Source organism: Streptomyces sp. NPDC040545, assembly GCF_055595065.1.
On sequence record NZ_JBVIWA010000001.1, the window covers coordinates 41,861 to 66,240 of the forward strand.

Sequence of the window (24,380 nt, forward strand, 5' to 3'; positions counted from 1 at the left end):
TGTCGGCCTCCGGACGGAACGACGGCCTACAGCGTCTCGGCGGCGGCCCGGCGGAACCGCTCGAACGCAGAGTCCCCTGGCGGCAGCAGGCCAGCCCTCACCATGGCTGTGCCGAGCTCCAGCTCGCGCTCCTCGTCCGCGCACTCCAGGCCGCACTGGATGATCTGCGCGACCATCTCGGTGGTCCCGGCCAGGAAAATCGACCCGCTGTCCGCCTGGTAGAACCAGGCCTCGTAGACGGGCGACCCGTCGGCCGCCACGTCCCAGAGCTCGCAGAAGTTCAGCACCGACTCGTCCTCGGGGTCCGAGGACAGGCGCCGGTCAGCCGGGAGATCCTCATCGTCGTAGGCGGCACCGCAGAGCACGACCTGCTCGGCCTGGATGGAATTGAGCTGCGCCACCGAGGTGATCTGCCGCCTGTTCGTGAAATCTGCCATGCCCGGAAGCTAGCAGGGCTCACCGACAGGACCTGGCCAGCCCCTGGGAGCGGGCCCCTCGGGCTGCTGGGCGGCGGGACCTGTGGGAGCCGACGTCATGCAGAGCCCGAATTGGCCAACAGCGTCCGGTGACGGTCCGGGCTCCCGCGCGTCGTGCGTCAGTGCTCGTCGCCGTCGAGGAGGAGGTCCACCGAGAGTTCCACCGACACTCCGATGGATTCGGGCAGGGGGATGGACTCGCCTCGCTTGTAGGTCCGGCGCACGCGGTAGGCGCCGTTGCGGGGGTCGCAGCAGAGGACGGCCTCGTCGTGGTGGCGGTCGGCGATGACGTACACCGGGATGTCGGCCTTCGCGTAGCTGTCGACCTTGACGCCGATGTCGTCGGACCAGTTCGACGACGTGACCTCGATGATCAGGCGGAAGGCTTCGGGGGAGTAGCAGTTGTATGCCGTTCTGGTGCTCTTGTAGTCCTCTTCGACCAGTGCGAAGTCGGGGATGGCGAAATCGTCCGGTCCGGTCGGCAGCGCGATACCGATGGTCTGGAGGTACTTCAGTCCGGCCTTTCTGGCTCCGGCTGCCGCGAACTCCTCGATGAGCCAGGTCAGTGTCTCCGAGTGTGCTCCGTCGGCGGGTGGTGTCACGGTGAGCCTCCCCTGGAGAATCTCCACTCGGTGTCCGGGAAGCTCCTTGGAGAGACGATCGGCGGCCTCGGCGATCGTGGTCTCGTGCTGCATCACAGTCATAGCTTCCTCCCTCTGGGGGTCCACGCTTTCGGAGCGTAGCCGTGGCCGTCGACATTCCGTGTGCATTCACCCATACGGGCCTCAGGGATGAGGGGCGTCAACTTCCGTTTGGGGCAAGAGGATTGACCCGCAAGTTGGTCTAGACCAAAATGTGCCGCATGTGGAGATCCCGCGTGCTGACCGCCGCGCTCGCGTCGTTGTCACTGGCCCTCGGGGCCGTCGGGTCCGCCCAGGCGAAGGCGGGGCTGCCGCCCGTCGTGTCGCATGTGCCGACCCGGGAGAAGGTCGTCTTCATCACCATCGACGACGGCTGGAACCACGATCCGGCCGCGGCCCGGATCCTGCTGGAGAAGCGGGTGCCCGCCTCGTTGTTCCTGCTGCCCGGGGCGGCCTCGTACGACACCGGGTACTTCACCCGGCTCACGGAGGAGGGGCGGGTCGGCGTCGAGAACCACACCGTCAACCATCCGGACCTCACGACGCTCGACGCCGCCGGCAAGGACGCCGAGGTCTGCGGGGCCGGGGAGCAGCTCCAGGCGGTCTTCGGGCGGACGCCGAAGCTGCTGCGGCCGCCGTACGGGGCGGTGAACGACGACGTGCGGCTCGCGGCCAAGGCGTGCGGGGTGAAGGCGCTGATCACCTGGACGCACGATCTCACCACCTGGGGCGAGACCCCGCCCACGCCGCGGCTGCAGGCCGGGGACATCGTGCTGCTGCACTTCACGCCGACGCTGGCGGCGGACCTCCAGCGGGCTCTGGACGCGGCGAGGGCCGCCGGGTTGAAGCCGGCGGCCCTCATGCCGCACCTGAAGGCGGCGGGGGTTCTCTAGTGCTGTGCCGGGCGTCGTGACCCGGTGAACCTTCCCGGTCACAGCACCAGGGGTGCCTTGCCCCTAGAGCTCGCGGTGGACCTTGGTGTTCGAGGCCTGGGCGCGGGGGCGGACCACCAGGAGGTCGATGTTGACGTGGCTGGGGCGGGTCACGGCCCAGGTGATGGTGTCGGCCACGTCGTCGGCGGAGAGGGGTTCGGCGACGCCCGCGTAGACCTTCTCGGCCTTCTCCGAGTCGCCGCGGAAGCGGGTCTTCGCGAACTCCTCGGTCTTGACCATGCCCGGGGCGATCTCGATGACGCGTACGGGCTGGCCGACGATCTCCAGGCGCAGGGTCTCGGCGAGGACGCGGGCGCCGTTCTTGGCGGCGACGTAGCCGGCTCCGCCCTCGTACGTGGAGTGGCCGGCGGTGGAGGAGAGGACCACGACGGTGCCGTCGCCGGAGGCGGTGAGGGCGGGGAGCAGGGCCTGGGTGACGTGGAGGGTGCCGATGACGTTGACCTCGTACATCGTGCGCCAGTCGGCGGGGTCGCCGGTGGCGACGGGCTCGGCTCCGATGGCGCCGCCGGCGTTGTTCACGAGTACGTCACAGCGGGCCAGGGAGGCGGCGAAGGCGTCGACGGCGGTGCGGTCGGTGACGTCGAGGGCGTGCGCGGTGGCCTGGTGGCCTGCCTCGGTGAGCTCGGCGGCGAGGGCTTCGATGCGGTCCTTGCGGCGGGCGGTGAGGACGACGTGGTAGCCGGCTGCGGCGAGCTGTCGGGCGGTGGCCGCGCCGATGCCGCTGCTCGCGCCGGTGACTACGGCGGTTCGGGTGGCGGCCGTGCTCATGTGCGGGCTCCTCGGTCGTTCGTACGGGCGATTACCCGCCAGCATAGGCGCGGCTCAGCGGCCGCGCGGGGCGTACATGATCACGGCCATGCCGGCGAGGCAGACCAGGGCTCCGGTGATGTCCCAGCGGTCGGGGCGGTAGCCGTCGGCGACGACGCCCCATACGAGGGATCCGGCGACGAAGACTCCGCCGTAGGCGGCGAGGACGCGGGCGAAGTCGCCCTGGGGCTGGAGGGTGGCGACGAAGCCGTAGAGGCCGAGGGCGATCACCCCGGCGCCGATCCAGGCCCAGCCCTTGTGGGCGCGGACGCCCTGCCAGACGAGCCAGGCGCCGCCGATCTCCAGGAGTGCGGCGAGGAGGAAGAGGGCGGCGGAGCGGGCCAGGAGGGTGATCGGCATGGCTCAAAGGTACGCACGGCAGATGGGGGTGGGCGCGCCCTCGTTCGTGTGATGGTCCGACCGGCCGGGGGTGCCGGTGGCTAGCCTCCGCGCGAGGAGGTGGTGTCGGTGCGCCGTGGTGCCGTACGAAGTGTGGTGGTGGCGGGTTTGCTGGCGCTCGGCGCGGGTGTTCCCGGGTCGGCGCAGGCATCGACGGGGGACGGGCCGGAGGCCGATGTGGCCTACCACGGCCGGGTGGCCCTGTCCGGGGCGCGGCTGCGGATCTGGCTGGTCCCGGAGAACGACGGGCCCGCCGCGCTGCCGAACGCGACGGTGCGGGTACGGCTGTCGGCGGAGCTCGCGGACCGGCAGGAGCTGTCGGAGGGCTGCGCGCGGGCGGGTCTGCGCGAGGTGGTGTGCGAGACGGGGCCGCTGCCGCTGCACGGGCGGGGGCGGCACATCGGGCTGATGCTGGAGCTGCGGGAGCGGGTGCCGGAGGTGGCGGTGCGGGTCGACACGTGGTGGAACGGCGGTGCGATGGACCGGAACCACGCCAACAACGAGCATGTGGTGCTGGCGCTGGACACGGGCGACGCCTACGCGTTCTAGGCGCGCCCGCCGGGTCCGCCCGGTCCGGTCCGCCCGGTCCGGTCCGCCCGGTCCGGTCCGACCGCCGGATCCGACCGGACCGGGTCCGCCCGCCGGGTCCGTCCGCCCCCTCCGCCCGGGCACGGCTCAGGCGGTGCCGAACTCCACGAGGGCCTCGTCGACGATCCGTTCCAGGCGGGCGTGGTGGGCGCCGCGCCAGTAGACGCGCTCGCACTCGGTGCACTGCGCGAACACGTCGTAGGAACGGTGCGTGCCGTGTTCCAGGCGGTCGCCGACGCTCTCCTTGTCGGCCTCGTGGAGCGGGCCGTTGCAGGCGGTGCAGCGGGTCCACGGCGCGAGGGTGGGCGCGAACCGGCCCAGTACGTCGCGCAGTTGCTCGTCGGGGTTGTCGCTGTAGATGTACGCGCCGGCGAACAGCTCGCGGCGGCGCAGCAGTCCGCGGTCGCGGGAGAGCAGTACGCGCCGTTCGGCCGCGGAGCGGGTGGCGAGGGCGGGGTCGCCGATGTCCTCGTTCTCGTAGGCGGCGTCGACGCCCAGCAGGCGCAGCCGGCGGGCGAGGGTGCCGAGGTGGACGTCGAGGAGGAAGCGGAGCGGGGCGCCGGGGACCTGTTGGGGCCGCTCGACGCCGTACACCTCGACGTTCTGGCCGTCCTGGGGCACGTAGGAGACGGGTACCTCGTGGCCGTCGACGAGGAGGCGGCCGACTTCGGTGAGCGGGACGCCGGCCGATTCGACGACGTGGCCGAGGCTGGAGGCGCCGTCGGTGGTGGTCGGTACGCGTTCGGCGCGCCGGCTGGGCGGGGCGAAGAGGCGCAGTTCGGGGGCGAGGGTGAGCTGAATGGCGGGTCCGTTCACGTGCTCAGCATGCCATTTCCGCGGTGGTGGCCGCGGCGGAATTATGACGTCGCCGTGGCCTGGTCGTAGGTGTCGCGGTGGGCGCTGACCTCGTCGAAGTGGTTTTCGGCCCAGAGCTTCACGGAGGACAGGAGGCAGCCGAGGCTGCTGCCGAGGTCGGTGAGCCGGTAGTCGACGCGGGCGGGGACGGTGGGGGTGACGGTGCGGGTGACGAGGCCGTCGCGTTCGAGGGAGCGGAGGGTCTGGGTGAGCATCTTCTGGCTGACGCCGGGGATCTTGCGGCCGAGGTCGCTGTAGCGCATGGAGCGGTCCTCGGCCTGGCCGAGGGCGCTGACGATGAGGCCGACCCACTTGTCGCTGATGCGGGACAGGAGCTGGCCGGTGGGGCACTCCTTGAGGAAGGCGTCATAGGCGAAACGAGCTTCCTCGCGGCGGGCCGCGGCGGTGCTGGTGGCCATGGGTACCCCACTTCCGGGTCGGGTACGCACCTTCGAGTGCGTACTTACGAAAAGAGAGTACCTCTCCTTAAGTTAGTGCTCATCGGAAACGCGCGAACACGTGGACGAGTGAGCGCGAGCGCACGAGCGCATCGGCGAAAGGGAGAGATGAAGATGAGCGAGCAGACCATGCTGGCGGCCGTGGTGACCGGGTTCGGCGGCCCGGAGCAGGTCGAACTGGCCGAGGTCCCGGTGCCCCGCCCCGCGGCCGGCCAGGTCCGCGTCAAGGTCACCGCCGCCGGGCTCAACCCGGTGGACGGCGCGGTCCGCGCCGGGATCTTCGGCGGCGCCGGGCAGCGGCTCGGCCTCGGCTGGGACGTGTCCGGGGAGATCGACGAGATCGGCGCCGGCGTGACCGGCCGCAACACCGGCGACCGGGTCGTGGGACTGCACTACGGGCCGGTGAAGCCGCTGGGCACGCACGCGCAGTACGTGGTGCTCGACGCCTCCGCCGTCGCGTCCGCCCCGGTCACCGTGGACGCGGTGGCCGCGGCCGGGCTCCCGCTGGCCGGCCTCACCGCCGCCCGCGCCGTGGACCTGCTGGGGCTCGCCCCCGGCTCGTCGGTGCTGATCACCGGGGCCGCGGGCGTCGTCGGCGGGCTGGCCGTCCAGCTCGCCGTGCAGGCCGGCCTGGAGGTGACGGCCCTGGCGGGCGCCGAGGACGAGGAGTTCGTACGGTCCCTGGGCGCGACCGGGTTCGTCCCGCGCGGCGCGGCTCCGGCCGGGCCCGTGGACGGGGTCCTGGACGCGGCGGTGCTGGGCGAGGCCGCGCTGGGCTCCGTCCGCGACGGCGGGGTCTACGTGGGCCTGATCCCGAACCACGCCCCGGCCGCCGAGCGCGGTGTCCGGGTCGTGGAGCAGGAGGTCGCGGCGGACGGGGCGCACCTGGCCCGCCTGGTGGCCCTGGTCGACGCGGGCGCGCTGACCCTGCGGGTCGCGGACACCTTCCCGCTCGGCGAGGCCGCGAAGGCCCACGCCCACCTCGGTACGCCCGGGGTCCGCGGCCGCATCATCCTGACGGCGTGACGCCGCCCTGCGGACGCCCCACCCGGTAGCGCCAGTCGCAGCTCGGGTGGGGCACGCCGGGCGGGTACTCGAAGTCGACGTCGCCCAGGTACTCGAAGCCGGCCCGCCGGCATACCGCGTTGGACGCCGGGTGGTCGGTGCCGGGGAAGGCGTGGACGCTGTCGCGGGAGCTGCGCGCGGACGTCCGGGAGCTGCCGGTCAGGGCCAGACCAGGCAGTACGGCTGGTGTCCGGCCTCGTGGAGGCGGTGGCTGAAATCCTGCCACTCGTGGAGCAGCTGGTAGACGTTGAAGGCGTCGCTCGGGCCGCCGCGGTCCGGGACCGTGGACCAGATGAAGGCCGCCGCGCCCACCGATTCCTCGCCGATTCCGCGCAGCGGGTCGACCACGGTCATCGGAAGCTTGACCACCGCGTAGTCGGGGTGGAGGACGACCAGCTCCAGCGGGGGCACCTTGTGGAGGGGTATGCCTTCGATGCCGGTGAGGACCATCGCGGCCACCGTTTCCGGCTTGATCTTGGTGAAGAGGCCGCCCATGCCGAGCTCGTCGCCGCCGAGCTCCTCCGGCCGCATCGTGACCGGGACGCGGGCCGCCGTGGCTCCGTCGGGGGCGCCGAAGTACTTGTACGTCACTCCCATGCCGCGGCCCTTGGGCAGGTCCTCGGACGGGGCCGCCGGCCCGGGGACGGCGTCGGCCGCCTCCATGCCGTGGCGGCGGTGCTTGCCCCGGCGGCGGGCCTCGCGGGCGCGCTGCGGATCGAGGCCGTCCGTTCCCTCGCCCGGTCCACCACCGCGTTGCATATCTCCACCCGACTGGTCTTGCTCGCCCCGGCCCCGTGGCCCCCGCCACGCAGCCTGATCATCATGGCAGTGACCTCCCCCGCGGCGACGCGGTGAAACGCCCGTCCGCAAGTCTGTCGCGGCCTCTGAGACCATGGCTGGTGTGAGCTACCCGTACCCGTATGAAGCCCCAGTTTCGCAGACGCTCTTCGAGCGCGCCTCCCTCGTGACCCCCGGCGGCGTGAACTCTCCCGTGCGCGCCTTCCGCGCCGTGGGCGGTACGCCCCGGTTCATGGTGTCCGGGACCGGTCCGTACCTCACCGACGCCGACGGTCGTGAGTACGTCGACCTCGTGTGCTCGTGGGGGCCGATGATCCTCGGCCATTCGCACCCCGAGGTGATCGAGGCCGTCCAGGCGGCCGTCGCCCGCGGTACCTCCTTCGGTACGCCCGGTGAGGGAGAGGTGGCGCTGGCCGAGGAGATCGTCGCGCGCATCGAACCCGTGGAGCAGGTCCGCCTGGTCTCCTCCGGCACCGAGGCGACCATGTCGGCGATCCGGCTGGCCCGCGGCTTCACCGGTCGCGCCAAGGTCGTGAAGTTCGCCGGCTGCTACCACGGTCACGTGGACGCGCTGCTGGCCGCCGCCGGTTCCGGTCTGGCGACTTTCGCGCTTCCCGACACCCCCGGTGTGACGGGCGCGCAGGCCGGCGACACGATCGTCCTCCCCTACAACGACCTCGAAGCGGTGCGGGCGGCGTTCGCCGCGCACCCCGGCGAGATCGCCTGTGTGATCACCGAGGCCGCGCCCGGCAACATGGGCGTGGTAACCCCTGCCGACGGCTTCAACCAGGGGCTCGCGGACCTCTGCCGGGAGAACGGCGCGCTCTACATCTCCGACGAGGTCATGACCGGCTTCCGGACCTCGCGCGCCGGCTGGTACGGGGTCGACGGGGTCAAGCCCGACCTGATGACCTTCGGCAAGGTCATGGGCGGCGGCTTCCCCGCCGCGGCCTTCGGTGGCCGCGCCGACGTCATGGGCCACCTCGCCCCCGCCGGTCCCGTCTACCAGGCCGGCACGCTCTCCGGTAACCCCATCGCCACCGCCGCCGGTCTCGCGCAGCTGCGCCTGCTGGACGCGGCCGCGTACGAGAAGGTCGACGCGGTCTCGAAGGAGATCCAGGGCCTGGTCACCGGCGCGCTCACCAAGGAGGGCGTGGCGCACCGGCTGCAGACCGCGTCCAACATGTTCTCCGTCTTCTTCACCGAGGACGAGGTGCGCAACTACGACGACGCCAAGAAGCAGGAGAGCTTCCGTTTCAACGGGTTCTTCCACTCGATGCTGGCGCAGGGCGTCTACCTGCCGCCGTCCGCCTTCGAGTCCTGGTTCGTCTCCACCGCCCACGACGAGAAGGCGATCGAGCGCATCGCGGCGGCGCTGCCGGCCGCCGCCCGAGCCGCCGCGGAGGCCACCGCATGAGCAGCAGCGCCACGCCCGCCACCCCCGCCACCCCCGAGCTCACCGTCGTGCACCTGGTGCGCCACGGTGAGGTGCACAACCCCGAGGGTGTGCTCTACGGGCGCCGTGACGGCTACCACCTCTCCGAGCTGGGCCGGCAGATGGCGGACCGGGTCGCCGAGCACCTCAAGGGCCGGGACATCGCCTACGTGGTGTCCTCCCCGCTGGAGCGCGCGCAGGAGACGGCGGAGCCGATCGCCAAGGTCCACGGCCTGGACCTGGCGACGGATGCGCGGCTGCTGGAGGCGGAGAACGTCTTCGAGGGCAAGACCTTCGGTGTCGGTGACGGCGCGCTGCGCAAGCCCGGCAACTGGAAGCACCTGACGAACCCGTTCAAGCCGTCCTGGGGCGAGCCGTACGTCGAGCAGGTGGTCCGGATGATGAGTGCGCTGGAGGCGGCGCGCGACGCGGCCCGCGGCCGTGAGGCGGTGGCGGTCAGCCACCAGCTGCCGATCTGGATCGTGCGCAGCTTCGCGGAGAAGCGCCGGCTGTGGCACGACCCGCGGCGCCGGCAGTGCACGCTCGCCTCGATGACCTCCTTCACCTTCCAGGGCGACAAGCTGGTGTCGGTGGGCTACAGCGAGCCGGCCCGGGATCTGGTCCCGGCCCATCTGCTGGCCGGGGCCAAGCCGGTGAAGGGTGCGTCCAAGGCGTTCGGCGCCTGAGTCCCTGAGCGCCCGAGCCGGGTGCCGTTCCCTGATCGGGTCTTGATCGACCGACTGTTACAGGCCGTTACGGTTCGGCCCAACTAAATACAAGTCGCGCGGGAATCACCGTGTCAGCTCGCATGTCCGATCTGATTGTCCGTTTATATGGATTTCGGGTCGGTATGGGTGGTCGACAGTGGGGACGGTGACATGCGCGACATCAGGGGAGTCAGTCGGAGGGGGTTGCTGGGACTGGGACTCGGTGCGGCCGCCGCGATGGGAATCGCGGGCTGCGGCTCATCGGACACGTCCGGTCCCGGCGCTCCCGGACCCGCCAGGAACCCGAAGAACCCGAAGCCCGGCGAGAAGCCGGCGGCCAGGCCCATCGGTGACGGCTCCACCGCCGACACCGGCCCGCAGCCGAACCAGCCGGACGCGCCCGTGCCGCTGCAGCCGGGCGAGACCCCGCCGCAGTTCGTCGTCTTCAGCTGGGACGGCGCGGGGGAGATCGGCAACGGTCTCTTCCCGCGCTTCCTCAAGCTAGCCAAGGACCACGGCGCGGCCATGACCTTCTTCCTCTCGGGCATCTATCTGCTGCCCGAGTCGAAGCGGCACCTCTACCGGCCGCCGAACAACCCCGTCGGGGCCTCGGACATCGGCTACCTCAAGGACGAGAACGTCCGCTCCACCCTCACGTACGTGCGCCAGGCCTGGCTCGACGGGCACGAGATAGGCACGCACTTCAACGGTCACTTCTGCGCGGGCTCCGGCTCGGTTGGCAGGTGGACGCCGGACGACTGGCACAGTGAGATCGACCAGGCCGTGTCCTTCGTCACCAACTGGCGCACGAACACCGGATTCACCGACCTCGAACCCCTGCCCTTCGACTACGCCAAGGAGCTGAAGGGCGCCCGCACCCCCTGCCTCCTCGGCCGGGACGGCCTGCTGCCGACGGCCGAGCGGCTGGGCTGGAGCTACGACTCCAGCTCGCCCGGCGGCCTCCAGGTCTGGCCGGTGCGCAGGTCCGGCATCTGGGACCTGCCGCTGCAGTCCCTGCCGTTCCCCGGGCACTCCTTCGAGGTCCTCTCGATGGACTACAACATCCTCGCCAACCAGTCGAAGAGCACGACGAGGGGCGTGCCCGCCAACTACCCGGGCTGGCGCACCCAGGCCACGGCCACCTACCTGGGCGGCTTCCGGCGGGCCTACGAGACCAACCGGGCGCCCCTGTTCATCGGCAACCACTTCGAGGAGTGGAACGGCGGCATCTACATGGATGCCGTCGAGGAGGCACTCAAGGGCATGGCGGACAAAAGGGACGTACGGCTCGTGTCCTTCCGGCAGTTCACCGACTGGCTGGAGGTCCAGGACCCCAAGGTGCTCGCCAGGCTCCGGGGCCTCGGCCCGGGCCAGTCACCGGCCGGCGGCTGGAGCGCGTACCTGACCGCCGCCTGACGGGACGGCGCAGCAGCGCCTGACCAGGGCCCGGGCATCGCTCCGGGGGGTGCGGAAGATCCGCGAATTGCTCATGCGAAACTTTTCACATGAGCCTTAGCCGCGCGCGTATCCGTCGTAGTAGCCGCCGCTCGACCGGCGGCCGTGCCACCCTGCTGGCCGTGGCGACCCTGGCAGGCGCCCTCGCGCTGTCGGCGTGCGGGGGGCCTGACGGCGGCAAGCCGGTCAGCGGGTCCGGCGGCAACTACGTCACGGGTGCGAGCGGCATCTCCACCGTGTCCAAGGAGGAGCGCGCCGAGGCCCCGGGGCTCGACGGCGAGACCGTCGACGACGGGACCCTGGACACCACCACGCTCAAGGGCAAGGTCGTGGTCCTCAACGTGTGGGGCTCCTGGTGCCCGCCGTGCCGCGCCGAGGCCGGCCACTTCGCGACGGTCTCCAAGGAGTACGCCGACGCCGGCAAGGACGTCGCGTTCGTCGGGATCAACACCCGCGACAACAGCAAACAGAACGCGATCGCCTTCGAAGAGACCTACGGGATCACCTACCCGAGCCTCTACGACCCCGCAGGGAAGCTGATGCTCCGCTTCCCCAAGGGCACGCTCAACCCCAACGCCATCCCCTCCACGATCGTCCTCGACAAGGACGGCAAGATCGCCGCCCGCACCCTGGCCCCGGTCAACGACGAGCAGCTGCGGTCGATGGTCGACCCGGTCCTCGCGGAGAAGTGATCTCGTGGGCGATGCGGAAGTTCCGCATCACAGGTTCGTGGGACAGCATCGTCAGCGACAGGCAGAGCGGGACCCAAGGCTTCACGGTGGGGATCTGAGGACTGAAGGCACATGAGTACGACAGACAAAGCGAGCACCGACACGTCCGCCGAGGCGGACCCCACCGACGCCGCAGCAGGTGCCCAGCTCTCCACCGCCCCGCTGGAGGACAGCCCCACCGGGCCGGCCGTCGGCATCGGCGTGATCGGCTGGGCCCGCTGGTTCTGGCGGCAGCTCACCTCCATGCGGGTGGCGCTGATCCTGCTCTTCCTGCTGTCCCTGGGTGCCATCCCCGGGTCGATCATCCCGCAGAACAACGTCGACGCGATGAAGGTCGTCGACTGGAAGCGTGACAACCCCTCCTGGGTGACCGTCGCCGAGAAGCTCCAGCTCTTCGACGTCTACAGCTCGGTGTGGTTCTCCGCGATCTACCTGCTGCTGTTCATCTCGCTCATCGGCTGCATCGTGCCGCGCTCCTGGCAGTTCGTCGGCCAGCTCCGCGGCCGCCCGCCGGCCGCCCCCCGGCGCCTCGACCGGCTGCCCGCCCACACCACCTGGCGCACCGACAAGACTCCGGACGAGGTCCTCTCGTACGCGCGCACGGTGCTCCGCGGCAGCCGCTTCCGCACCGAGGCCGGCGAGGGCCACGTCGCGGCGGAGAAGGGCTACCTCCGCGAGGCCGGGAACCTGATCTTCCACGTCGCGCTGATCGTGATGCTGGTGGCCTTCGCCTGGGGCCAGTACTTCAAGTCCGAGGGCGGCAAACTGGTCCTGCGCGGCACCGGCTTCTCGAACACGCTCACCCAGTACGACGACTTCAAGTCCGGCACCCTCTTCGAGCCGGACGACCTGCCGCCGTTCAGCTTCACGTTGGACCGGTTCGACGCGACGTACGAGATGACCGGCCCGCAGCGGGGCACCCCGCGCGACTTCAAGGCGTACGTCACCTTCTCGGACGGCGCCCACGGCGCTCCGCAGAAGCGTGAGATCCAGGTCAACAAGCCCCTGGAGGTCGACGGCTCCAAGGTCTACCTGCTCGGCCACGGCTACGCGCCGATCGTCTCGGTGACCGACTCCACCGGCAAGGTGATCTTCAAGGACGCCGTGCCGATGCTGCCGCAGGACGCCAACCTCACCTCCACCGGAGCCGTCAAGGTCACCGACGGCTACAAGGACAAGGACGGGAAGAAGGAGCAGCTCGGCTTCAACGCCGTCTTCGTGCCGAGCTTCGCCGGTGAGGGCATGGGCACGATGTTCTCGCAGTTCCCCGCCCTCCTGAACCCGCAGCTCATGCTCAACGCCTGGCACGGCAGCCTCGGCGTGGACTCGGGCCTGCCGCAGAACGTCTACCGGCTCACCACCACCAAGATGGAGCCCTTCAAGGACGAGTCGGGCCAGCAGTTCAAGCAGAAGCTGGCGCCCGGCGACACGATGACCCTGCCGGGTGGCGCGGGCACCGTGAAGTTCGAGGGCATCGAGCGCTGGGCCACCTTCTCCGTCACCCATCAGCCCGGCAGCGGCCTCGCCCTCACGGGTGCGATCGCCGCCATCGCGGGCCTGGCCGGATCGCTGTTCATCCAGCGCCGGCGGATCTGGGTCCGCGCGGTGACCGGCAAGGACGGCGTGACCGTCGTCGAGATGGCGGGCCTGGGCCGCAGCGAGTCCACCAGGCTCCCGCAGGAGCTGGCGGAGCTCGCCGCCCAGCTGCACCAGCAGGCGCCCACGGCGTCTGGTCCTGTTGAAGAAACCCCTGAAGGAGAGCGCGGATGACGCCGCTCGCAGCCGCAGCCAACGAGAACCTGGCTGAGATCAGCAACTACCTGATCTATTCGTCGATGGCGGTCTACATGCTCGCCTTCTTCGCGCACATCGCCGAGTGGACCTTCGGCAGCCGCAGCAAGGTGGGCCGTACGGCCGCCGCGCTGACCGCCGCCAAGGAGGCCGCGGCGGGCGGAGCGGCCGCCCCCGCCGTGCAGGTCCGCGGCAAGGCCGGGGCCACCGCCGTCCTCGAACAGCCCAAGGTCACCACCCGCTCCGCCGCCGGCACCCGGGACGTCCCGGACGGCCCCGGCGCCGCCGGCGGCACCGTGCAGGGCGACCTGTACGGGCGGATCGCGGTCTCGCTGACCGCGCTCGCCTTCCTCGTCGAGGCGGCCGGGGTGGTCGCCCGCGCCCTGTCGGTGGAGCGGGCCCCCTGGGGCAACATGTACGAGTTCTCGATCACCTTCTCCACGGTGGCCGTCGGCGTGTACCTGGTGCTGCTCGCCCTGAAGAAGAACGTCGGCTGGCTCGGCCTGATCCTGGTCACCACCGTCCTGCTGGACCTCGGCATCGCGGTCACCTGGCTCTACACCGACAGCGACCAGCTCGTCCCGGCCCTGCACTCGTACTGGCTGTGGATCCACGTCTCCACGGCGATCTTCTGCGGCGCGGTCTTCTACATCGGCGCCGCGGGCGCGGTGCTCTACCTCTTCCGGGACTCCTACGAGAGCCAGCTGGAGGCGGGCCGCACGCCGGGCAGGTTCCGCAGCTCGGTGCTGGAGCGGCTGCCCTCGGCGGCCTCCCTCGACAAGTTCTCGTACCGCATCAACGCGGCCGTCTTCCCGCTGTGGACGTTCACGATCATCGCGGGCGCGATCTGGGCCGGCGACGCCTGGGGCCGCTACTGGAACTGGGACCCCAAGGAGGTCTGGTCCTTCGTCACCTGGGTGGCCTACGCCTGCTACCTGCACGCCCGTGCCACCGCCGGCTGGAAGGGCCGCAAGGCCGCCTACCTCGCGCTCTTCGCCTTCGCCTGCTGGATCTGGAACTACTACGGCGTGAACATCCTGCTCAGCGGCAAGCACTCGTACGCGGGCGTCTGACCGGCGGGAGTGGGACGCTGGTGGCATGACTCTCGTGAGCCATGCCACCAGCGAGCAGCGCGGCGAGGACCACTGGCTGCTCCGCTTCGAGCTGCACCTGCCGCACGCCTACGAGGCCCTGTGGCCCGCCCTGACCACGCCGGACGGGCTGCGCGGCTGGCTGGCGGCGGCGGACGTCCTGGAGCGCAGGCTCGGCGGGGCGATCACGCTGCGCTGGCTGAACACCGGGGCCGTGGTGACCGGGCGGGTCACCGCCTGGGACGTGGAGCGGGTCGCCGAATACACGGTCACCGAGCACGGGCGGATCCGCTTCCACCTGGAGCCCGTCGGGACCGATTCGACCGTGATCCGGTTCGTGAACGAGCGGGGCGGGCCGGAGGACGAGCGCCTGGACTGCCTGGCGGGCTGGCACGAACACTTCGAGCTGCTGGACTCCGCCCTGGCCGGGCAGCCGGCGGACTGGTCCGCCTGGACGGACACCCGCTGGGCGGCCCTGCGGGAGGCCTACGCCTCCCTCGCCCGCGCCTGAGGGGTCACCCCACCGGGCGCAGTCCGCCCTCCCCGTGGAAGGCTGGCGCGCACGACCCAGCTCCGAGCTCAGCAGCCGGCACGTGGCCATGCCCGCCGACAGCCAGGCCCCGAGCACTCCGTGGGCCGCGAGCAGGTGTGGACCCTGACCGCAGGCTCCCTGGAGGTCACCTGCGCCGGTACCGAGAAGGCCGCGTGCTGCCGTGGGCGCGCTGGACGAAGGATCCGGCCTAGCCCTGGCCCTTGTCCTGGTCCCTGTCCTTCTTCTCCTGCTCGTCGCGCAGCGACTTCAGGAACTCCGGGTTGTCGTCGGGCGCCACCCACTGCGTCCGGCGCGCGCGGCCCCCGCCCGGGGCCGCCCGGTCCTTGCCCGCGAACAGCCATACGACCGGCCCCACGATGGAGAAGAGCAGGATGATGATCACCCAGACCACCTTGGGGAGGTGCTTGACCTCCGGCTCCGGAGTGTTCAGGCAGTCGATGAAGGCGTAGATGGTCAGCGCGAGGATCAGCAGGAACGGCAGATAGCGCAGCACGGTGTGGGACCGACTCCCAGTCAGTGACGGGGGGCCCGCGTCAGGGCCCCGGTGACGCCTCCAGGGTAGTTGGTGACGGATACTGACCCCTATGGCTTACGACGATCTCCGCTCGCTGCTCCGGGCTCTGGAGCGGGAGGGCGACCTCAAGCGCATCAAGGCCGAAGTCGACCCGTACCTGGAGGTCGGGGAGATCGTCGACAGAGTGAACAAGGCGGGGGGCCCGGCGCTCCTCTTCGAGAACGTCAGGGGCTCGGCGATGCCGCTGGCCATGAACGTCTTCGGCACCGACCGCCGCCTCCTGAAGGCCCTCGGCCTCAAGTCGTACGGCGAGATCAGCGAGAAGATCGGCGGGCTGCTGAAGCCGGAGCTCCCGCAGGGCTTCATCGGGGTCCGCGAGGCCTTCGGCAAGCTCGGCTCGATGGTGCACGTGCCGCCGAAGAAGGTGAAGGGCGAATCCGCGCCCGTCCAGGAGGTCGTCCTCACCGGCGACGACGTGGACCTCGACCAGCTCCCGGCCCTCTTCACCTGGCCCAAGGACGGCGGCGACTTCTTCAACCTCGGCCTGACCCACACCAAGCACCCCGAGACCGGCGTCCGCAACCTCGGCCTCTACCGGCTCCAGCGCCACGACAAGCGCACCATCGGCATGCACTGGCAGATCCACAAGGACAGCCGCAACCACTACGCCGTCGCCGCGGCGAAGGGCGAGCGGCTGCCGGTCGCGATCGCCTTCGGCTGCCCGCCCGCGGTGACGTACGCGTCCACCGCGCCGCTGCCGGGCGACATCGACGAGTACCTCTTCGCCGGCTTCGTCGCGGGCAAGCGGATCGAGATGGTCGACTGCAAGACGGTCCCCCTCCAGGTCCCGGCCAACGCGGAGGTCGTGATCGAGGGCTGGCTGGAGCCCGGCGAGATGCTCCCGGAGGGTCCCTTCGGCGACCACACCGGCTTCTACACCCCGCAGGAGCCCTTCCCGGCCCTGAAGATCGACTGCGTGACGATGCGCAGGCGTCCGCTCATCCAGTCGATCGTCGTCGGCCGGCCGCCGACCGAGGACGGCCCGCTCGGCCGCGCGACGGAGCGGTTCTTCCTGCCCCTGCTCAAGATCATCGTGCCGGACATCGTGGACTACCACCTCCCGGAATCGGGCGGCTTCCACAACTGCGCGATCGTCTCGATCGACAAGAAGTACCCGAAGCACGCCCAGAAGGTCATGCACGCCATCTGGGGCGCGCACATGATGTCGCTGACCAAGCTGATCATCGTGGTCGACAAGGACTGCGACGTCCACGACCTGCACGAGGTCTCCTGGCGAGCCCTCGGCAACACCGACTACTCGCGCGACCTCACCGTCGTCGAGGGACCGGTGGACCACCTGGACCACGCCTCGTACCAGCAGTTCTGGGGAGGCAAGGCGGGTATCGACGCCACCAAGAAACTGCCCGAGGAGGGCTACACCCGCGACGGCGGCTGGCCCGACATGGTCGAGTCCGACCCGGCCACCGCCGCCCTGGTGGACCGCCGCTGGAAGGAGTACGGCCTGTGAGTTCCGACTTCGGCGGACCGGCGCTGTTCATCGGCGGGGACACGACGTTCATGCTCCTCATGCGCCCGCGGCTCGACCCGGCGGACCCGGGGGTCCGGGCTGCCGCCGAGCAGGCGGGCGTCTCCGCCGAGGAGTTCGCGGGCCCGGGCAACGTGTGGGCCCTGGTGCTGGACGACAGCTTCGAGTGCGACGGCGGCTTCGAGCTGCCCGGCCTGCGCGACGCCGAGGCCGACGACTTCGCGGAGCGGCTGCAGGCCGCGCTGGGCACCGGTGAGGCGTTCACCGTCGAGGCCGGCGCGGTGCTGCGGCTCGACGGCCGCCCGAACACCGACCCCCGCACGGGCGAGGGCTACGTGTTCACGGTGCACGCCACCCCGCCCGAGCCCGAAGGGGCGCCGACGGTCTCCCTGGAGACGGGCACGATCAACCGCGCGAGCCTGCTGGCCGACCTCGAAGAATTCCGGAGAGCCCTCGCATGATGACGACCGCCGACGAGGTGATCGGGCGGGACCCGGCGCCGCAGCCGACCGGCAAGGTCAAGGCGTTCCTGAGGCTCGTGCTGATCGAGCACTCGGTCTTCGCGCTGCCCTTCGCCTACATCGCGGCGTTCACCGCCATGTTCCAGCTCGACCGGCGCATCCACTGGGGCGTACTGCTGCTCGTCACCATCTGCATGGTGGGGCTGCGGACCTTCGCGATGGCCGCCAACCGGATCATCGACCGCGAGATCGACGCCCGTAACCCCCGTACGGCCGGCCGTGAGCTGGTCACCGGCGCGGTGTCGGTCCGCGCGGCCTGGACCGGGGCGGGGATCGCGCTCCTGGTATTCCTCGGCTCCGCGGCGCTGCTGAACCCGCTGTGCCTGATGCTGGCGCCCGTCGCGGTGATCCCGATGGTGGTCTATCCGTACGGCAAGCGTTTCACGAACTTCCCGCACGCCATCCTGGGCCTGGCCCAGGCCATAGGGCCGATCGGGGCCTGGCTGGCCGTCACCGGCGAGTGGTCCTGGGACGCGGTGATCCTGGGCCTGGCGGTGGGCGTGTGGATCGGCGGCTTCGACCTGATCTTCGCCTCCCAGGACGTGGCCTCGGACCGCGCGGACGGCGTCAAGTCCGTCCCGGCCCGCTTCGGCGTCCCGGCCGCCCTCTGGGGCGCGCGCGGCGCGCACGTCGTGACCACGGCCCTGCTGGCTTGGTACGCGCTGGCCACCGACGCGGGCGCGCTGTTCTGGGTGGGCCTGGCGATCGTCGTCGTCGCCTTCTTCTACGAGCACACGATCGTGAAGCCGCACGACCTGTCCCGCCTGAACCGCGCCTTCTTCACGGTCAACGGCTTCATCGGGATCGCCCTGTTCGTGTGCGCGCTGGCCGACCTGGCGGTTCGAGGCCTGACCCTCTAGTGCTGTGACCCGGTGAACCTTCCCGGTCACAGCACTAGCTGCCTCAGCCGGTGAGGGCGGGCTGCCGACGGGCCGGGCGGCGGAAGTACAGGGCCGTCACGATGCCCGTCACCAGGCCGCACAGGTGGCCCTGCCAGCTGACGCCCGTGTTCGTCGGGAGGATGCCGACGAAGATCGAGGTGCCCCAGACAGCGGTCACGCCCACGGCCACCGCCACGCCCAGCACCTTGCGCTCGACGAAGCCGCGCACGAGAAGGTAGCCGAAGAGGCCGAAGACGACGCCGGAGGCGCCCAGCGTCAGCGTGCCGGACGGGGATATCAGCCAGGTGCCGAGGCCGTCGCCCAGCACGATCAGGCCGCACACCGCGAGGAAGCGGCGGATCCCGGACAGGGCCGCCACGAAGCCGAGGACCAGCAGCGGGACGCTGTTGGAGGCGACGTGGTCGAAGCCGAAGTGGAGGAAGGCCGCGGAGACGACGCCGGTCAGGCTGTCGGGGTCGCGGGCGACGATCCCGTACTGGTCGAGGGCGTGGCCGGTGAGGTGATCGACGGCCTCCAGGGCCCACAGCAGGGCCACCCAGCCCAGCATCAGCTTGGCCGCAGCCTTGGCCCGGTCGGTCTGCGTCCAGGCCGGTTCCACCGTCGTGCTCATCTTCGCCCCCTCGTAGCGTCCCGTCACGGGAACGTCTCGACACCTTACTGAGTGCCCATCGGTGGTGGCCGGATAGTCTCGGAGGTATGACTGAGCGCAAGCGCACCCCGTGGGTGGTCGGGGTTTCCGGAGCGTCCGGGACGCCGTACGCGGCGGCGGTGCTCCGCGGGCTGCTGGCCGCGGGGGAGAGTGTCGACCTGGTGGTGAGCCGCGCCTCGCGCCTCACGCTGCTGGACGAGACCGGAATCGCCTTCCGTGACGCGCACTGGCGCGAGGACCTGGGCGAGTGGCTGGGGCGCGGGGCCGACGGGAAGCCCGAGACCTTCGCACGGCCGGAGCTGGACGACGTCCGGTACTGGGGTGCGGGGGACCTGGCGGCGGGCCCGAGTTCGGGCTCGTATCCGGTCAAGGGGATGCTCATCGTCCCCGCGTCCACGGCCTGTGTGGCCGGGGTGGCGCTCGGACTGTCGAAGGACCTGCTCCAGCGCGTGGCGAGCGTGACGCTCAAGGAACGGCGCCGGCTGGTGGTCGCGGTGCGGGAGACCCCGCTGAACGGGCAGACGCTGCGCCATCTGGTGGCGCTGGACGAGGCGGGCGCGATCGTGCTGCCCGCCTCTCCGGCGTTCTATACGGGTGCGACGCACATCCAGGATCTGGTGGACTTCGTCGCGGGGCGGGTGCTGGACGCGGCAGGTGTGCCGCACCGGCTGTACCGCCGTTGGGAGGGGGAGCTGGGAGGCTCCCGTACTCCCCGGGAGGCAAGCGCCGGTGACTAGGCCTTCTTGCGGCCGAGCGGCTTGCGGGCCTTGTCGACGCGGTGGGCGGCGGCGGGCTGGTGGGCACGGGATCGGTTGGCCAGCTCCTGGAGCTCCCGCATGTGTGCGTAGGCCATCTCGATCGTGAACACGGTGAACCACTCCTGAAGATCGTCATTGATCAGCTGAAAGATTTCACAGGGTGTTGACCCTGTGTGCCTTAGATTCTATACCTAGACTTGCAGGATCGCCGAATAATGGAAGGCTCCACGTAAATGGACACGGTGGACAGGCAGCTCATCCAGGCACTCCGGGAGAACGGTCGTGCCTCGTACGCGGAGCTGGGCCGTCTCGTGGGCCTCTCCGGCCCCAGCGTCACCGACCGCATCAACCGGCTGGAGACGGCCGGCGTCATCACCGGCTACCGCGCGACGGTCGACTCCGCCTCGCTCGGCCTCGGCGTCACGGCGCTGATCGGCATCTCGCTCTCCGACGCCGCGGACCACGAGGACGTGGCCCGGCGGCTGCGCGACCTCGCGGAGATCGAGGACTGCTGGTTCATCGCGGGCGACGACTCCTTCATGCTGAAGGTGCGCGCCAACGACGTGGACGGCCTGGAGAAGATCATTCGCAAGCTCTCCGGAACCAAGGGCGTATCGCGCACCCGCACGACCATCGTGCTCTCCACGAAGTGGGAGAACCGGGTCGGGGAACTTCCCGAGGAAGCCTGAGAGTACGGTTGGCCAGGGTTCGCAGGACAGGCAGAGGCATCTAGAGGAGGCGACCGGCACATGGACGCTGGGCTCAAGCGTGAGCTGGAGGAGAAGGTCCGCTCCGGCGAGCGGCTGACCCGTGAGGACGGTATCGCCCTCTACGAGTCGGACGACCTGGCCTGGCTCGGTGGCCTCGCCCACGAGGTGCGCACGCGCAAGAACGGTGACGTCGTCCACTTCAACGTCAACCGGCACCTCAACATGACGAACGTGTGCACCGCCTCGTGCGCGTACTGCTCGTTCCAGCGCAAGCCGGGCGAGAAGGACGCGTACACGATGCGCATCGAGGAGGCCGTGCGCCTGGCCAAGGCCATGGAGAACGACAACCTCACCGAGCTGCACATCGTCAACGGCCTGCACCCGAACCTGCCGTGGCGCTACTACCCGCGCTCGCTCTCCGAGCTGAAGAAGGCGCTGCCGAACGTCTCGCTGAAGGCGTTCACGGCGACCGAGATCCACCACTTCGAGACGATCTCGGGGATGTCGGCCTCCGACATCCTCGACGAGCTGATCGAGGCCGGTCTGGAGTCGCTCACGGGCGGCGGCGCGGAGATCTTCGACTGGGAGGTCCGGCAGCACATCGTCGACCACCGCACCCACTGGGAAGACTGGTCGCGCATCCACCGGCTCGCGCACGAGAAGGGTCTCAAGACCCCCTCGACCATGCTCTACGGGCACATCGAGGAGCCGCGCCACCGCGTGGACCACGTGCTGCGCCTGCGCGAGCTCCAGGACGAGACCGGCGGTTTCCAGGTCTTCATCCCGCTGCGGTACCAGCACGACTTCGTGGACATGCAGGACGGCAAGGTACGCAACAAGCTCCAGGCGCGTACGACGATGGCGACCGGCGCCGAGGCGCTGAAGACCTTCGCCGTCTCGCGACTGCTCTTCGACAACGTGCCGCACGTCAAGGTCTTCTGGGTGATGCACGGTGTGCAGACCGCCCAGCTCGCGCTGCAGCACGGCGCGGACGACATGGACGGCTCGGTCGTCGAATACAAGATCACGCACGACGCGGACAACTACGGCACCCCGAACAAGCTGGGCCGTGACGATCTGCTGGAGCTGATCCGGGAAGCGGGCTTCCGCCCGGTCGAGCGCAACACGCGCTACGAGATCATCCGCGAGTACCCCGGTCCGGACGCGAACCTGCGCGAGACCCCGCAGGCGATGCGCGTCTGACGCCTCGTCCGACCGCTTCCCGGTGAGTCGAACCCCGGCCCGTGGGCCGGGGTTCGCCTTTTTCTGGACGGGCCGATCGAGTAATGGGTAATCTTGCGCAGTGACTCTTACTTTCGTCCTGGATCCGGTCGTCGACCCTCCCCTCCGTGAGGGGATCCTGGCGCTGTGGGCCGACGTCTCCAACGCGGGCGGCGCCGTGGGCTTCGTGCCCCCGGTCACCCCCGACGACATCCGCCCCTCGCTCGACAGCCACCTCGCCGGCGTCGCCGACGGGAGCTGCCGGCCGGTCCTTGGGTACGACGAGGACGGGGCGGTCGCCGCGACCGCCTTCCTCACCCGCAACACGCACCGGCTCCAGCTCCACTGGCTGTGGGCCTACACGGTGATGGTCCACCCGCGCCATCAGGGCAAGGGGTACGGGCGCGCGCTGATGGCCGCCACCGAGGCCGCGGCCCGCTCCGTCGGGAACATCGACGCCATCCGCCTCAGCTGCCGCGGCGGTCACGGCCTGGAGCACTTCTACGCCTCCTGCGGCTACAAGGAGGTCGGACGCGTGCCCGGCGCCATCCGGGTGGCGCCGGGCGACGACCGCGACGACATCACGATGCTGCTGCCGCTGCACTGACCCGCGGCGCTGCCCGCGGCCGGACCCCGGAGGGCCGCGGCCGCACCCCGGCGTGCTTCACTTGACGGGCACCGGGCACCGGCCGCCGCAGACCACGACGAGAGAGAAGGGGTCACCGTGTCCCTCAAGACCAGCGCAACGATCCGCTACACCGCGATGCGCCTGGGCATCTTCGTCGGATGCCTCGTCGCCGTCGCGGGCCTCGTCCGGCTCGGCTGGGTGCCCGCGGGGCTCGGGGAGGCCAACGCCGCCTGGGTCGTGCTGCTCGCCATCGTGATCTCCGCCCCCCTCTCCTTCGTCCTTCTGCGCAGGCAGCGCGACGAGATGTCCACGCAGATCTCCGGACGCGTCGCGGGTGCGAAGGAGCGGCTCGCCGCGAACCGCAGCCAGGAGGACCAGGCGGACGACGCGGCACGGGTGGCCTCGTAACGCCACAGTTGGCTTCATCACACATCGAACCGCCCCAGCACCGGGTATACCGCCCGTAACGCTGGGGCGGTGGTGTTTTCCGGGCCTGCGCAAGAGGGCCTCGTGCGCCGCTGTCTCAAAGCGCCCCTTTGAGATTCCCAAAGGGGAAGTGTTAGCGTGTTCAACATGTTGACCACAGTTGCGCCCCCCATGATCACGAGCCTTCCGCTCGTGATGCGCCTGCACGTCGACCTCTGCCGCCGCGCGTCCGCGGCCTGTTGCTGTTGAGCTGAATCGATACAGCAGCCGTCCCGGCCGGCCCTTCTGGCTGCTGCCGCACCGCTTCACCGCCGCAGTACTTCCCCCCTGTCTTCGTGCGCCACCTCCGGAGAGTGTCCGTGTCCGCGACCCCCCAGGCCCCTGCCAAGGCCTCGTTCAAGTTCCCCTTCTGGGCCCAGATCGTCGCCGGTCTCGCCCTCGGTGTCCTCTTCGGCTGGATAGCCCGCAGCCAGGACATCAGCTGGCTCGGCACCACCCTGGAGAAGACCGGCGACATCTTCGTCCAGCTGCTGAAGCTGGCCATCGCCCCGCTCGTCTTCTTCGCGATCCTGGTGTCGATCACCAACCTGCGGAAGGTGAACAACGCGGCGCGCCTCGCCTCCCGCACCCTCCTCTGGTTCATGATCACCTCGCTGATCGCGGTCGGCATCGGCATCGCCATCGGCCTGCTGACCGACCCCGGTTCCGGCACCGGCCTCACCGCGGCCGACGGCAAGGACCCGAAGAAGACCGGCTCCTGGATCGACTTCCTCACCGGGATCGTGCCGACGGACATCGTCACGCCGTTCACCGAGCTGAAGGTCCTTCAGATCGTCTTCCTGGCCGTCGTCGCCGGAATCGCCGCCCTCCAGATCGGCGCCAAGGCCAAGCCGGTCCTCGACCTCGCCGAGTCCGCCCTGGAGCTGCTCCAGAAGGCCCTGTGGTGGGTCATCCGCCTCGCCCCGATCGGCACCATCGGCCTCATCGGCACCGCGATCGCCACGTACGGCTGGGACCTGATCGGCAAGTACGCGACCTTCACCGCCGACGTCTACATCGGCTGCGCCCTCGTGATGTTCGTGGTCTACCCGCTGCTGCTCGCGACGGTCGCCAAGGTCAGCCCGCTCCAGTTCTTCAAGGGCGCCTGGCCCGCCATCCAGCTGGCCTTCGTCTCCCGCTCCTCGGTCGGCACCATGCCCGTCACCCAGAAGGTCACCGAGCGCCTCGGCGTCCCGAAGGAGTACGCCTCCTTCGCCGTCCCGTTCGGCGCCACCACCAAGATGGACGGCTGCGCCGCGATCTACCCGGCCCTCGCCGCCATCTTCATCGCGCAGATCTTCGACGTGCAGCTCGGCATCAAGGAGTACCTGCTCATCGTCTTCGTCTCGGTCATCGGCTCCGCCGCCACGGCCGGTCTGACGGGCGCCACCGTCATGCTGACGCTGACCCTGTCCACGCTGGGCCTCCCGCTCGCGGGTGTCGGCCTGCTGCTGGCGATCGACCCGATCCTGGACATGATGCGCACCGCCACCAACGTGGCCGGCCAGGCCCTGGTCCCGGTCATCGTCGCGGCCCGCGAGGGGATCCTGGACAAGGAGGCCTACGCCTCCGCCTCGGCCTCCCCGCTGGACGAGCCCGCCCCGGCCGCCGAGCCGGTCGCGGTCGCGGCCTGACCCGCACCGCACACCACTTGCCGCAGCCC

The 24,380-nt window shown here is 70.4% G+C and carries 29 protein-coding genes; 19 read left to right on the plus strand and 10 right to left on the minus strand.

Annotated features, from left to right (window positions below; translation table 11 throughout):
- Nucleotides 1-26 precede the first annotated feature (26 nt).
- Nucleotides 27-437, minus strand: a complete 411-nt coding sequence (locus ACZ573_RS00205) for a hypothetical protein (protein WP_471297312.1) — start codon at nucleotides 435-437, stop codon at nucleotides 27-29.
- Nucleotides 438-595: 158 nt separating this feature from the next.
- Nucleotides 596-1,180 (minus strand): Uma2 family endonuclease, encoded by a 585-nt coding sequence (locus ACZ573_RS00210; RefSeq protein WP_471297314.1) that lies wholly within the window; start codon nucleotides 1,178-1,180, stop codon nucleotides 596-598.
- Between the two features lie 158 nt (nucleotides 1,181-1,338).
- On the opposite strand from ACZ573_RS00210, the gene ACZ573_RS00215 reads away from it, so the two are divergent.
- Nucleotides 1,339-2,010 (plus strand): polysaccharide deacetylase family protein, encoded by a 672-nt coding sequence (locus ACZ573_RS00215; RefSeq protein WP_471297316.1) that lies wholly within the window; start codon nucleotides 1,339-1,341, stop codon nucleotides 2,008-2,010.
- Between the two features lie 63 nt (nucleotides 2,011-2,073).
- On the opposite strand, the gene ACZ573_RS00220 is transcribed toward ACZ573_RS00215, so the two are convergent.
- Nucleotides 2,074-2,838: an SDR family NAD(P)-dependent oxidoreductase gene (locus ACZ573_RS00220; protein ID WP_471297318.1), complete on the minus strand. Its 765-nt coding sequence runs from the start codon at nucleotides 2,836-2,838 to the stop codon at nucleotides 2,074-2,076.
- Nucleotides 2,839-2,892: 54 nt separating this feature from the next.
- On the minus strand, nucleotides 2,893-3,237 hold the full coding sequence (locus ACZ573_RS00225; protein WP_030757909.1) for a YnfA family protein: 345 nt from the start codon (nucleotides 3,235-3,237) through the stop codon (nucleotides 2,893-2,895).
- Nucleotides 3,238-3,345: 108 nt separating this feature from the next.
- Here ACZ573_RS00225 and ACZ573_RS00230 point away from each other — a divergent pair, with 108 nt between their 5' ends.
- Nucleotides 3,346-3,825: a hypothetical protein gene (locus tag ACZ573_RS00230; RefSeq protein WP_471297320.1), complete on the plus strand. Its 480-nt coding sequence runs from the start codon at nucleotides 3,346-3,348 to the stop codon at nucleotides 3,823-3,825.
- A gap of 126 nt (nucleotides 3,826-3,951) precedes the next feature.
- On the opposite strand, the gene ACZ573_RS00235 is transcribed toward ACZ573_RS00230, so the two are convergent.
- Together ACZ573_RS00235 and ACZ573_RS00240 are read right to left on the minus strand one after the other, a co-directional pair.
- On the minus strand, nucleotides 3,952-4,680 hold the full coding sequence (locus tag ACZ573_RS00235) for a Mut7-C RNAse domain-containing protein (RefSeq protein ID WP_471297322.1): 729 nt from the start codon (nucleotides 4,678-4,680) through the stop codon (nucleotides 3,952-3,954).
- A gap of 41 nt (nucleotides 4,681-4,721) precedes the next feature.
- Nucleotides 4,722-5,138 carry a winged helix-turn-helix transcriptional regulator gene (locus tag ACZ573_RS00240; protein WP_471297324.1) on the minus strand — a complete coding sequence of 139 codons (417 nt, stop codon included), beginning with the start codon at nucleotides 5,136-5,138 and terminating at the stop codon, nucleotides 4,722-4,724.
- 168 nt (nucleotides 5,139-5,306) lie between these two features.
- Between ACZ573_RS00240 and ACZ573_RS00245 the strand changes: the two genes are divergently transcribed.
- On the plus strand, nucleotides 5,307-6,203 hold the full coding sequence (locus ACZ573_RS00245) for an NADP-dependent oxidoreductase (RefSeq protein ID WP_471298970.1): 897 nt from the start codon (nucleotides 5,307-5,309) through the stop codon (nucleotides 6,201-6,203).
- 198 nt (nucleotides 6,204-6,401) lie between these two features.
- On the opposite strand, the gene ACZ573_RS00250 is transcribed toward ACZ573_RS00245, so the two are convergent.
- Nucleotides 6,402-7,001 carry a hypothetical protein gene (locus ACZ573_RS00250; protein WP_471297325.1) on the minus strand — a complete coding sequence of 200 codons (600 nt, stop codon included), beginning with the start codon at nucleotides 6,999-7,001 and terminating at the stop codon, nucleotides 6,402-6,404.
- A gap of 133 nt (nucleotides 7,002-7,134) precedes the next feature.
- Here ACZ573_RS00250 and hemL point away from each other — a divergent pair, with 133 nt between their 5' ends.
- From hemL to ACZ573_RS00285, 7 genes are all read left to right on the plus strand, one after another.
- On the plus strand, nucleotides 7,135-8,457 hold the full coding sequence (gene hemL / locus ACZ573_RS00255) for a glutamate-1-semialdehyde 2,1-aminomutase (RefSeq protein ID WP_471297327.1): 1,323 nt from the start codon (nucleotides 7,135-7,137) through the stop codon (nucleotides 8,455-8,457).
- Nucleotides 8,454-9,161: a histidine phosphatase family protein gene (locus ACZ573_RS00260; protein ID WP_390801313.1), complete on the plus strand. Its 708-nt coding sequence runs from the start codon at nucleotides 8,454-8,456 to the stop codon at nucleotides 9,159-9,161. The genes hemL and ACZ573_RS00260 overlap by 4 nt, the downstream gene beginning before the upstream one ends.
- A gap of 201 nt (nucleotides 9,162-9,362) precedes the next feature.
- A complete protein-coding gene (locus tag ACZ573_RS00265) occupies nucleotides 9,363-10,598 on the plus strand; it encodes a polysaccharide deacetylase family protein (RefSeq protein ID WP_471298973.1) in 1,236 nt (411 codons plus the stop codon).
- An 89-nt stretch (nucleotides 10,599-10,687) separates the two neighbouring features.
- A complete protein-coding gene (locus ACZ573_RS00270; RefSeq protein WP_471297329.1) occupies nucleotides 10,688-11,329 on the plus strand; it encodes a TlpA family protein disulfide reductase in 642 nt (213 codons plus the stop codon).
- A 111-nt stretch (nucleotides 11,330-11,440) separates the two neighbouring features.
- Nucleotides 11,441-13,138: a cytochrome c biogenesis protein ResB gene (resB, locus tag ACZ573_RS00275; protein WP_471297331.1), complete on the plus strand. Its 1,698-nt coding sequence runs from the start codon at nucleotides 11,441-11,443 to the stop codon at nucleotides 13,136-13,138.
- A complete protein-coding gene (gene ccsB / locus ACZ573_RS00280; protein WP_471297333.1) occupies nucleotides 13,135-14,232 on the plus strand; it encodes a c-type cytochrome biogenesis protein CcsB in 1,098 nt (365 codons plus the stop codon). The genes resB and ccsB overlap by 4 nt, the downstream gene beginning before the upstream one ends.
- Nucleotides 14,233-14,257: 25 nt before the next feature.
- Nucleotides 14,258-14,761, plus strand: coding sequence for an SRPBCC domain-containing protein (locus tag ACZ573_RS00285; protein ID WP_471297335.1), 504 nt, complete (start codon nucleotides 14,258-14,260; stop codon nucleotides 14,759-14,761).
- A gap of 229 nt (nucleotides 14,762-14,990) precedes the next feature.
- Here the strand turns inward: ACZ573_RS00285 and ACZ573_RS00290 are convergent, their stop codons facing one another.
- Nucleotides 14,991-15,296, minus strand: a complete 306-nt coding sequence (locus ACZ573_RS00290) for a PLD nuclease N-terminal domain-containing protein (protein ID WP_471297337.1) — start codon at nucleotides 15,294-15,296, stop codon at nucleotides 14,991-14,993.
- Between the two features lie 91 nt (nucleotides 15,297-15,387).
- Here ACZ573_RS00290 and ACZ573_RS00295 point away from each other — a divergent pair, with 91 nt between their 5' ends.
- From ACZ573_RS00295 to mqnP, 3 genes are read left to right on the plus strand one after another with little or no spacing between them, the layout of a single operon-like run.
- The gene (locus ACZ573_RS00295; protein WP_471297339.1) at nucleotides 15,388-16,845 is read left to right on the plus strand and encodes a menaquinone biosynthesis decarboxylase; all 1,458 of its coding nucleotides are present in this window, start codon (nucleotides 15,388-15,390) and stop codon (nucleotides 16,843-16,845) included.
- On the plus strand, nucleotides 16,842-17,324 hold the full coding sequence (locus ACZ573_RS00300; protein WP_471297341.1) for a hypothetical protein: 483 nt from the start codon (nucleotides 16,842-16,844) through the stop codon (nucleotides 17,322-17,324). The genes ACZ573_RS00295 and ACZ573_RS00300 overlap by 4 nt, the downstream gene beginning before the upstream one ends.
- On the plus strand, nucleotides 17,321-18,244 hold the full coding sequence (mqnP, locus tag ACZ573_RS00305) for a menaquinone biosynthesis prenyltransferase MqnP (RefSeq protein WP_471297343.1): 924 nt from the start codon (nucleotides 17,321-17,323) through the stop codon (nucleotides 18,242-18,244). Before ACZ573_RS00300 ends, mqnP begins: the two co-directional genes overlap by 4 nt.
- Nucleotides 18,245-18,287: 43 nt before the next feature.
- Here the strand turns inward: mqnP and ACZ573_RS00310 are convergent, their stop codons facing one another.
- Nucleotides 18,288-18,896: a rhomboid family intramembrane serine protease gene (locus ACZ573_RS00310; RefSeq protein ID WP_471297345.1), complete on the minus strand. Its 609-nt coding sequence runs from the start codon at nucleotides 18,894-18,896 to the stop codon at nucleotides 18,288-18,290.
- Nucleotides 18,897-18,982: 86 nt separating this feature from the next.
- Here ACZ573_RS00310 and ACZ573_RS00315 point away from each other — a divergent pair, with 86 nt between their 5' ends.
- Nucleotides 18,983-19,672: a UbiX family flavin prenyltransferase gene (locus tag ACZ573_RS00315; RefSeq protein WP_301368054.1), complete on the plus strand. Its 690-nt coding sequence runs from the start codon at nucleotides 18,983-18,985 to the stop codon at nucleotides 19,670-19,672.
- Here ACZ573_RS00315 and ACZ573_RS00320 read toward each other — a convergent pair.
- Nucleotides 19,669-19,803, minus strand: coding sequence for a hypothetical protein (locus ACZ573_RS00320; protein WP_471299103.1), 135 nt, complete (start codon nucleotides 19,801-19,803; stop codon nucleotides 19,669-19,671). The genes ACZ573_RS00315 and ACZ573_RS00320 overlap by 4 nt on opposite strands.
- Nucleotides 19,804-19,926: 123 nt before the next feature.
- On the opposite strand from ACZ573_RS00320, the gene ACZ573_RS00325 reads away from it, so the two are divergent.
- The 5 genes from ACZ573_RS00325 (at nucleotide 19,927) to ACZ573_RS00345 (ending at nucleotide 24,351) form a co-directional block, all read left to right on the plus strand.
- Nucleotides 19,927-20,382, plus strand: a complete 456-nt coding sequence (locus tag ACZ573_RS00325) for an Lrp/AsnC family transcriptional regulator (protein ID WP_030009228.1) — start codon at nucleotides 19,927-19,929, stop codon at nucleotides 20,380-20,382.
- A gap of 60 nt (nucleotides 20,383-20,442) precedes the next feature.
- Nucleotides 20,443-21,606 carry an aminofutalosine synthase MqnE gene (gene mqnE / locus ACZ573_RS00330; protein ID WP_150258694.1) on the plus strand — a complete coding sequence of 388 codons (1,164 nt, stop codon included), beginning with the start codon at nucleotides 20,443-20,445 and terminating at the stop codon, nucleotides 21,604-21,606.
- A gap of 100 nt (nucleotides 21,607-21,706) precedes the next feature.
- Nucleotides 21,707-22,231 (plus strand): GNAT family N-acetyltransferase, encoded by a 525-nt coding sequence (locus ACZ573_RS00335; protein WP_471297348.1) that lies wholly within the window; start codon nucleotides 21,707-21,709, stop codon nucleotides 22,229-22,231.
- A 156-nt stretch (nucleotides 22,232-22,387) separates the two neighbouring features.
- Complete coding sequence (locus ACZ573_RS00340; RefSeq protein WP_471298976.1) at nucleotides 22,388-22,660, plus strand: DUF4229 domain-containing protein; 273 nt, start codon at nucleotides 22,388-22,390, stop codon at nucleotides 22,658-22,660.
- A 371-nt stretch (nucleotides 22,661-23,031) separates the two neighbouring features.
- Nucleotides 23,032-24,351: a dicarboxylate/amino acid:cation symporter gene (locus ACZ573_RS00345; RefSeq protein WP_382543922.1), complete on the plus strand. Its 1,320-nt coding sequence runs from the start codon at nucleotides 23,032-23,034 to the stop codon at nucleotides 24,349-24,351.
- Nucleotides 24,352-24,380 lie beyond the last annotated feature (29 nt).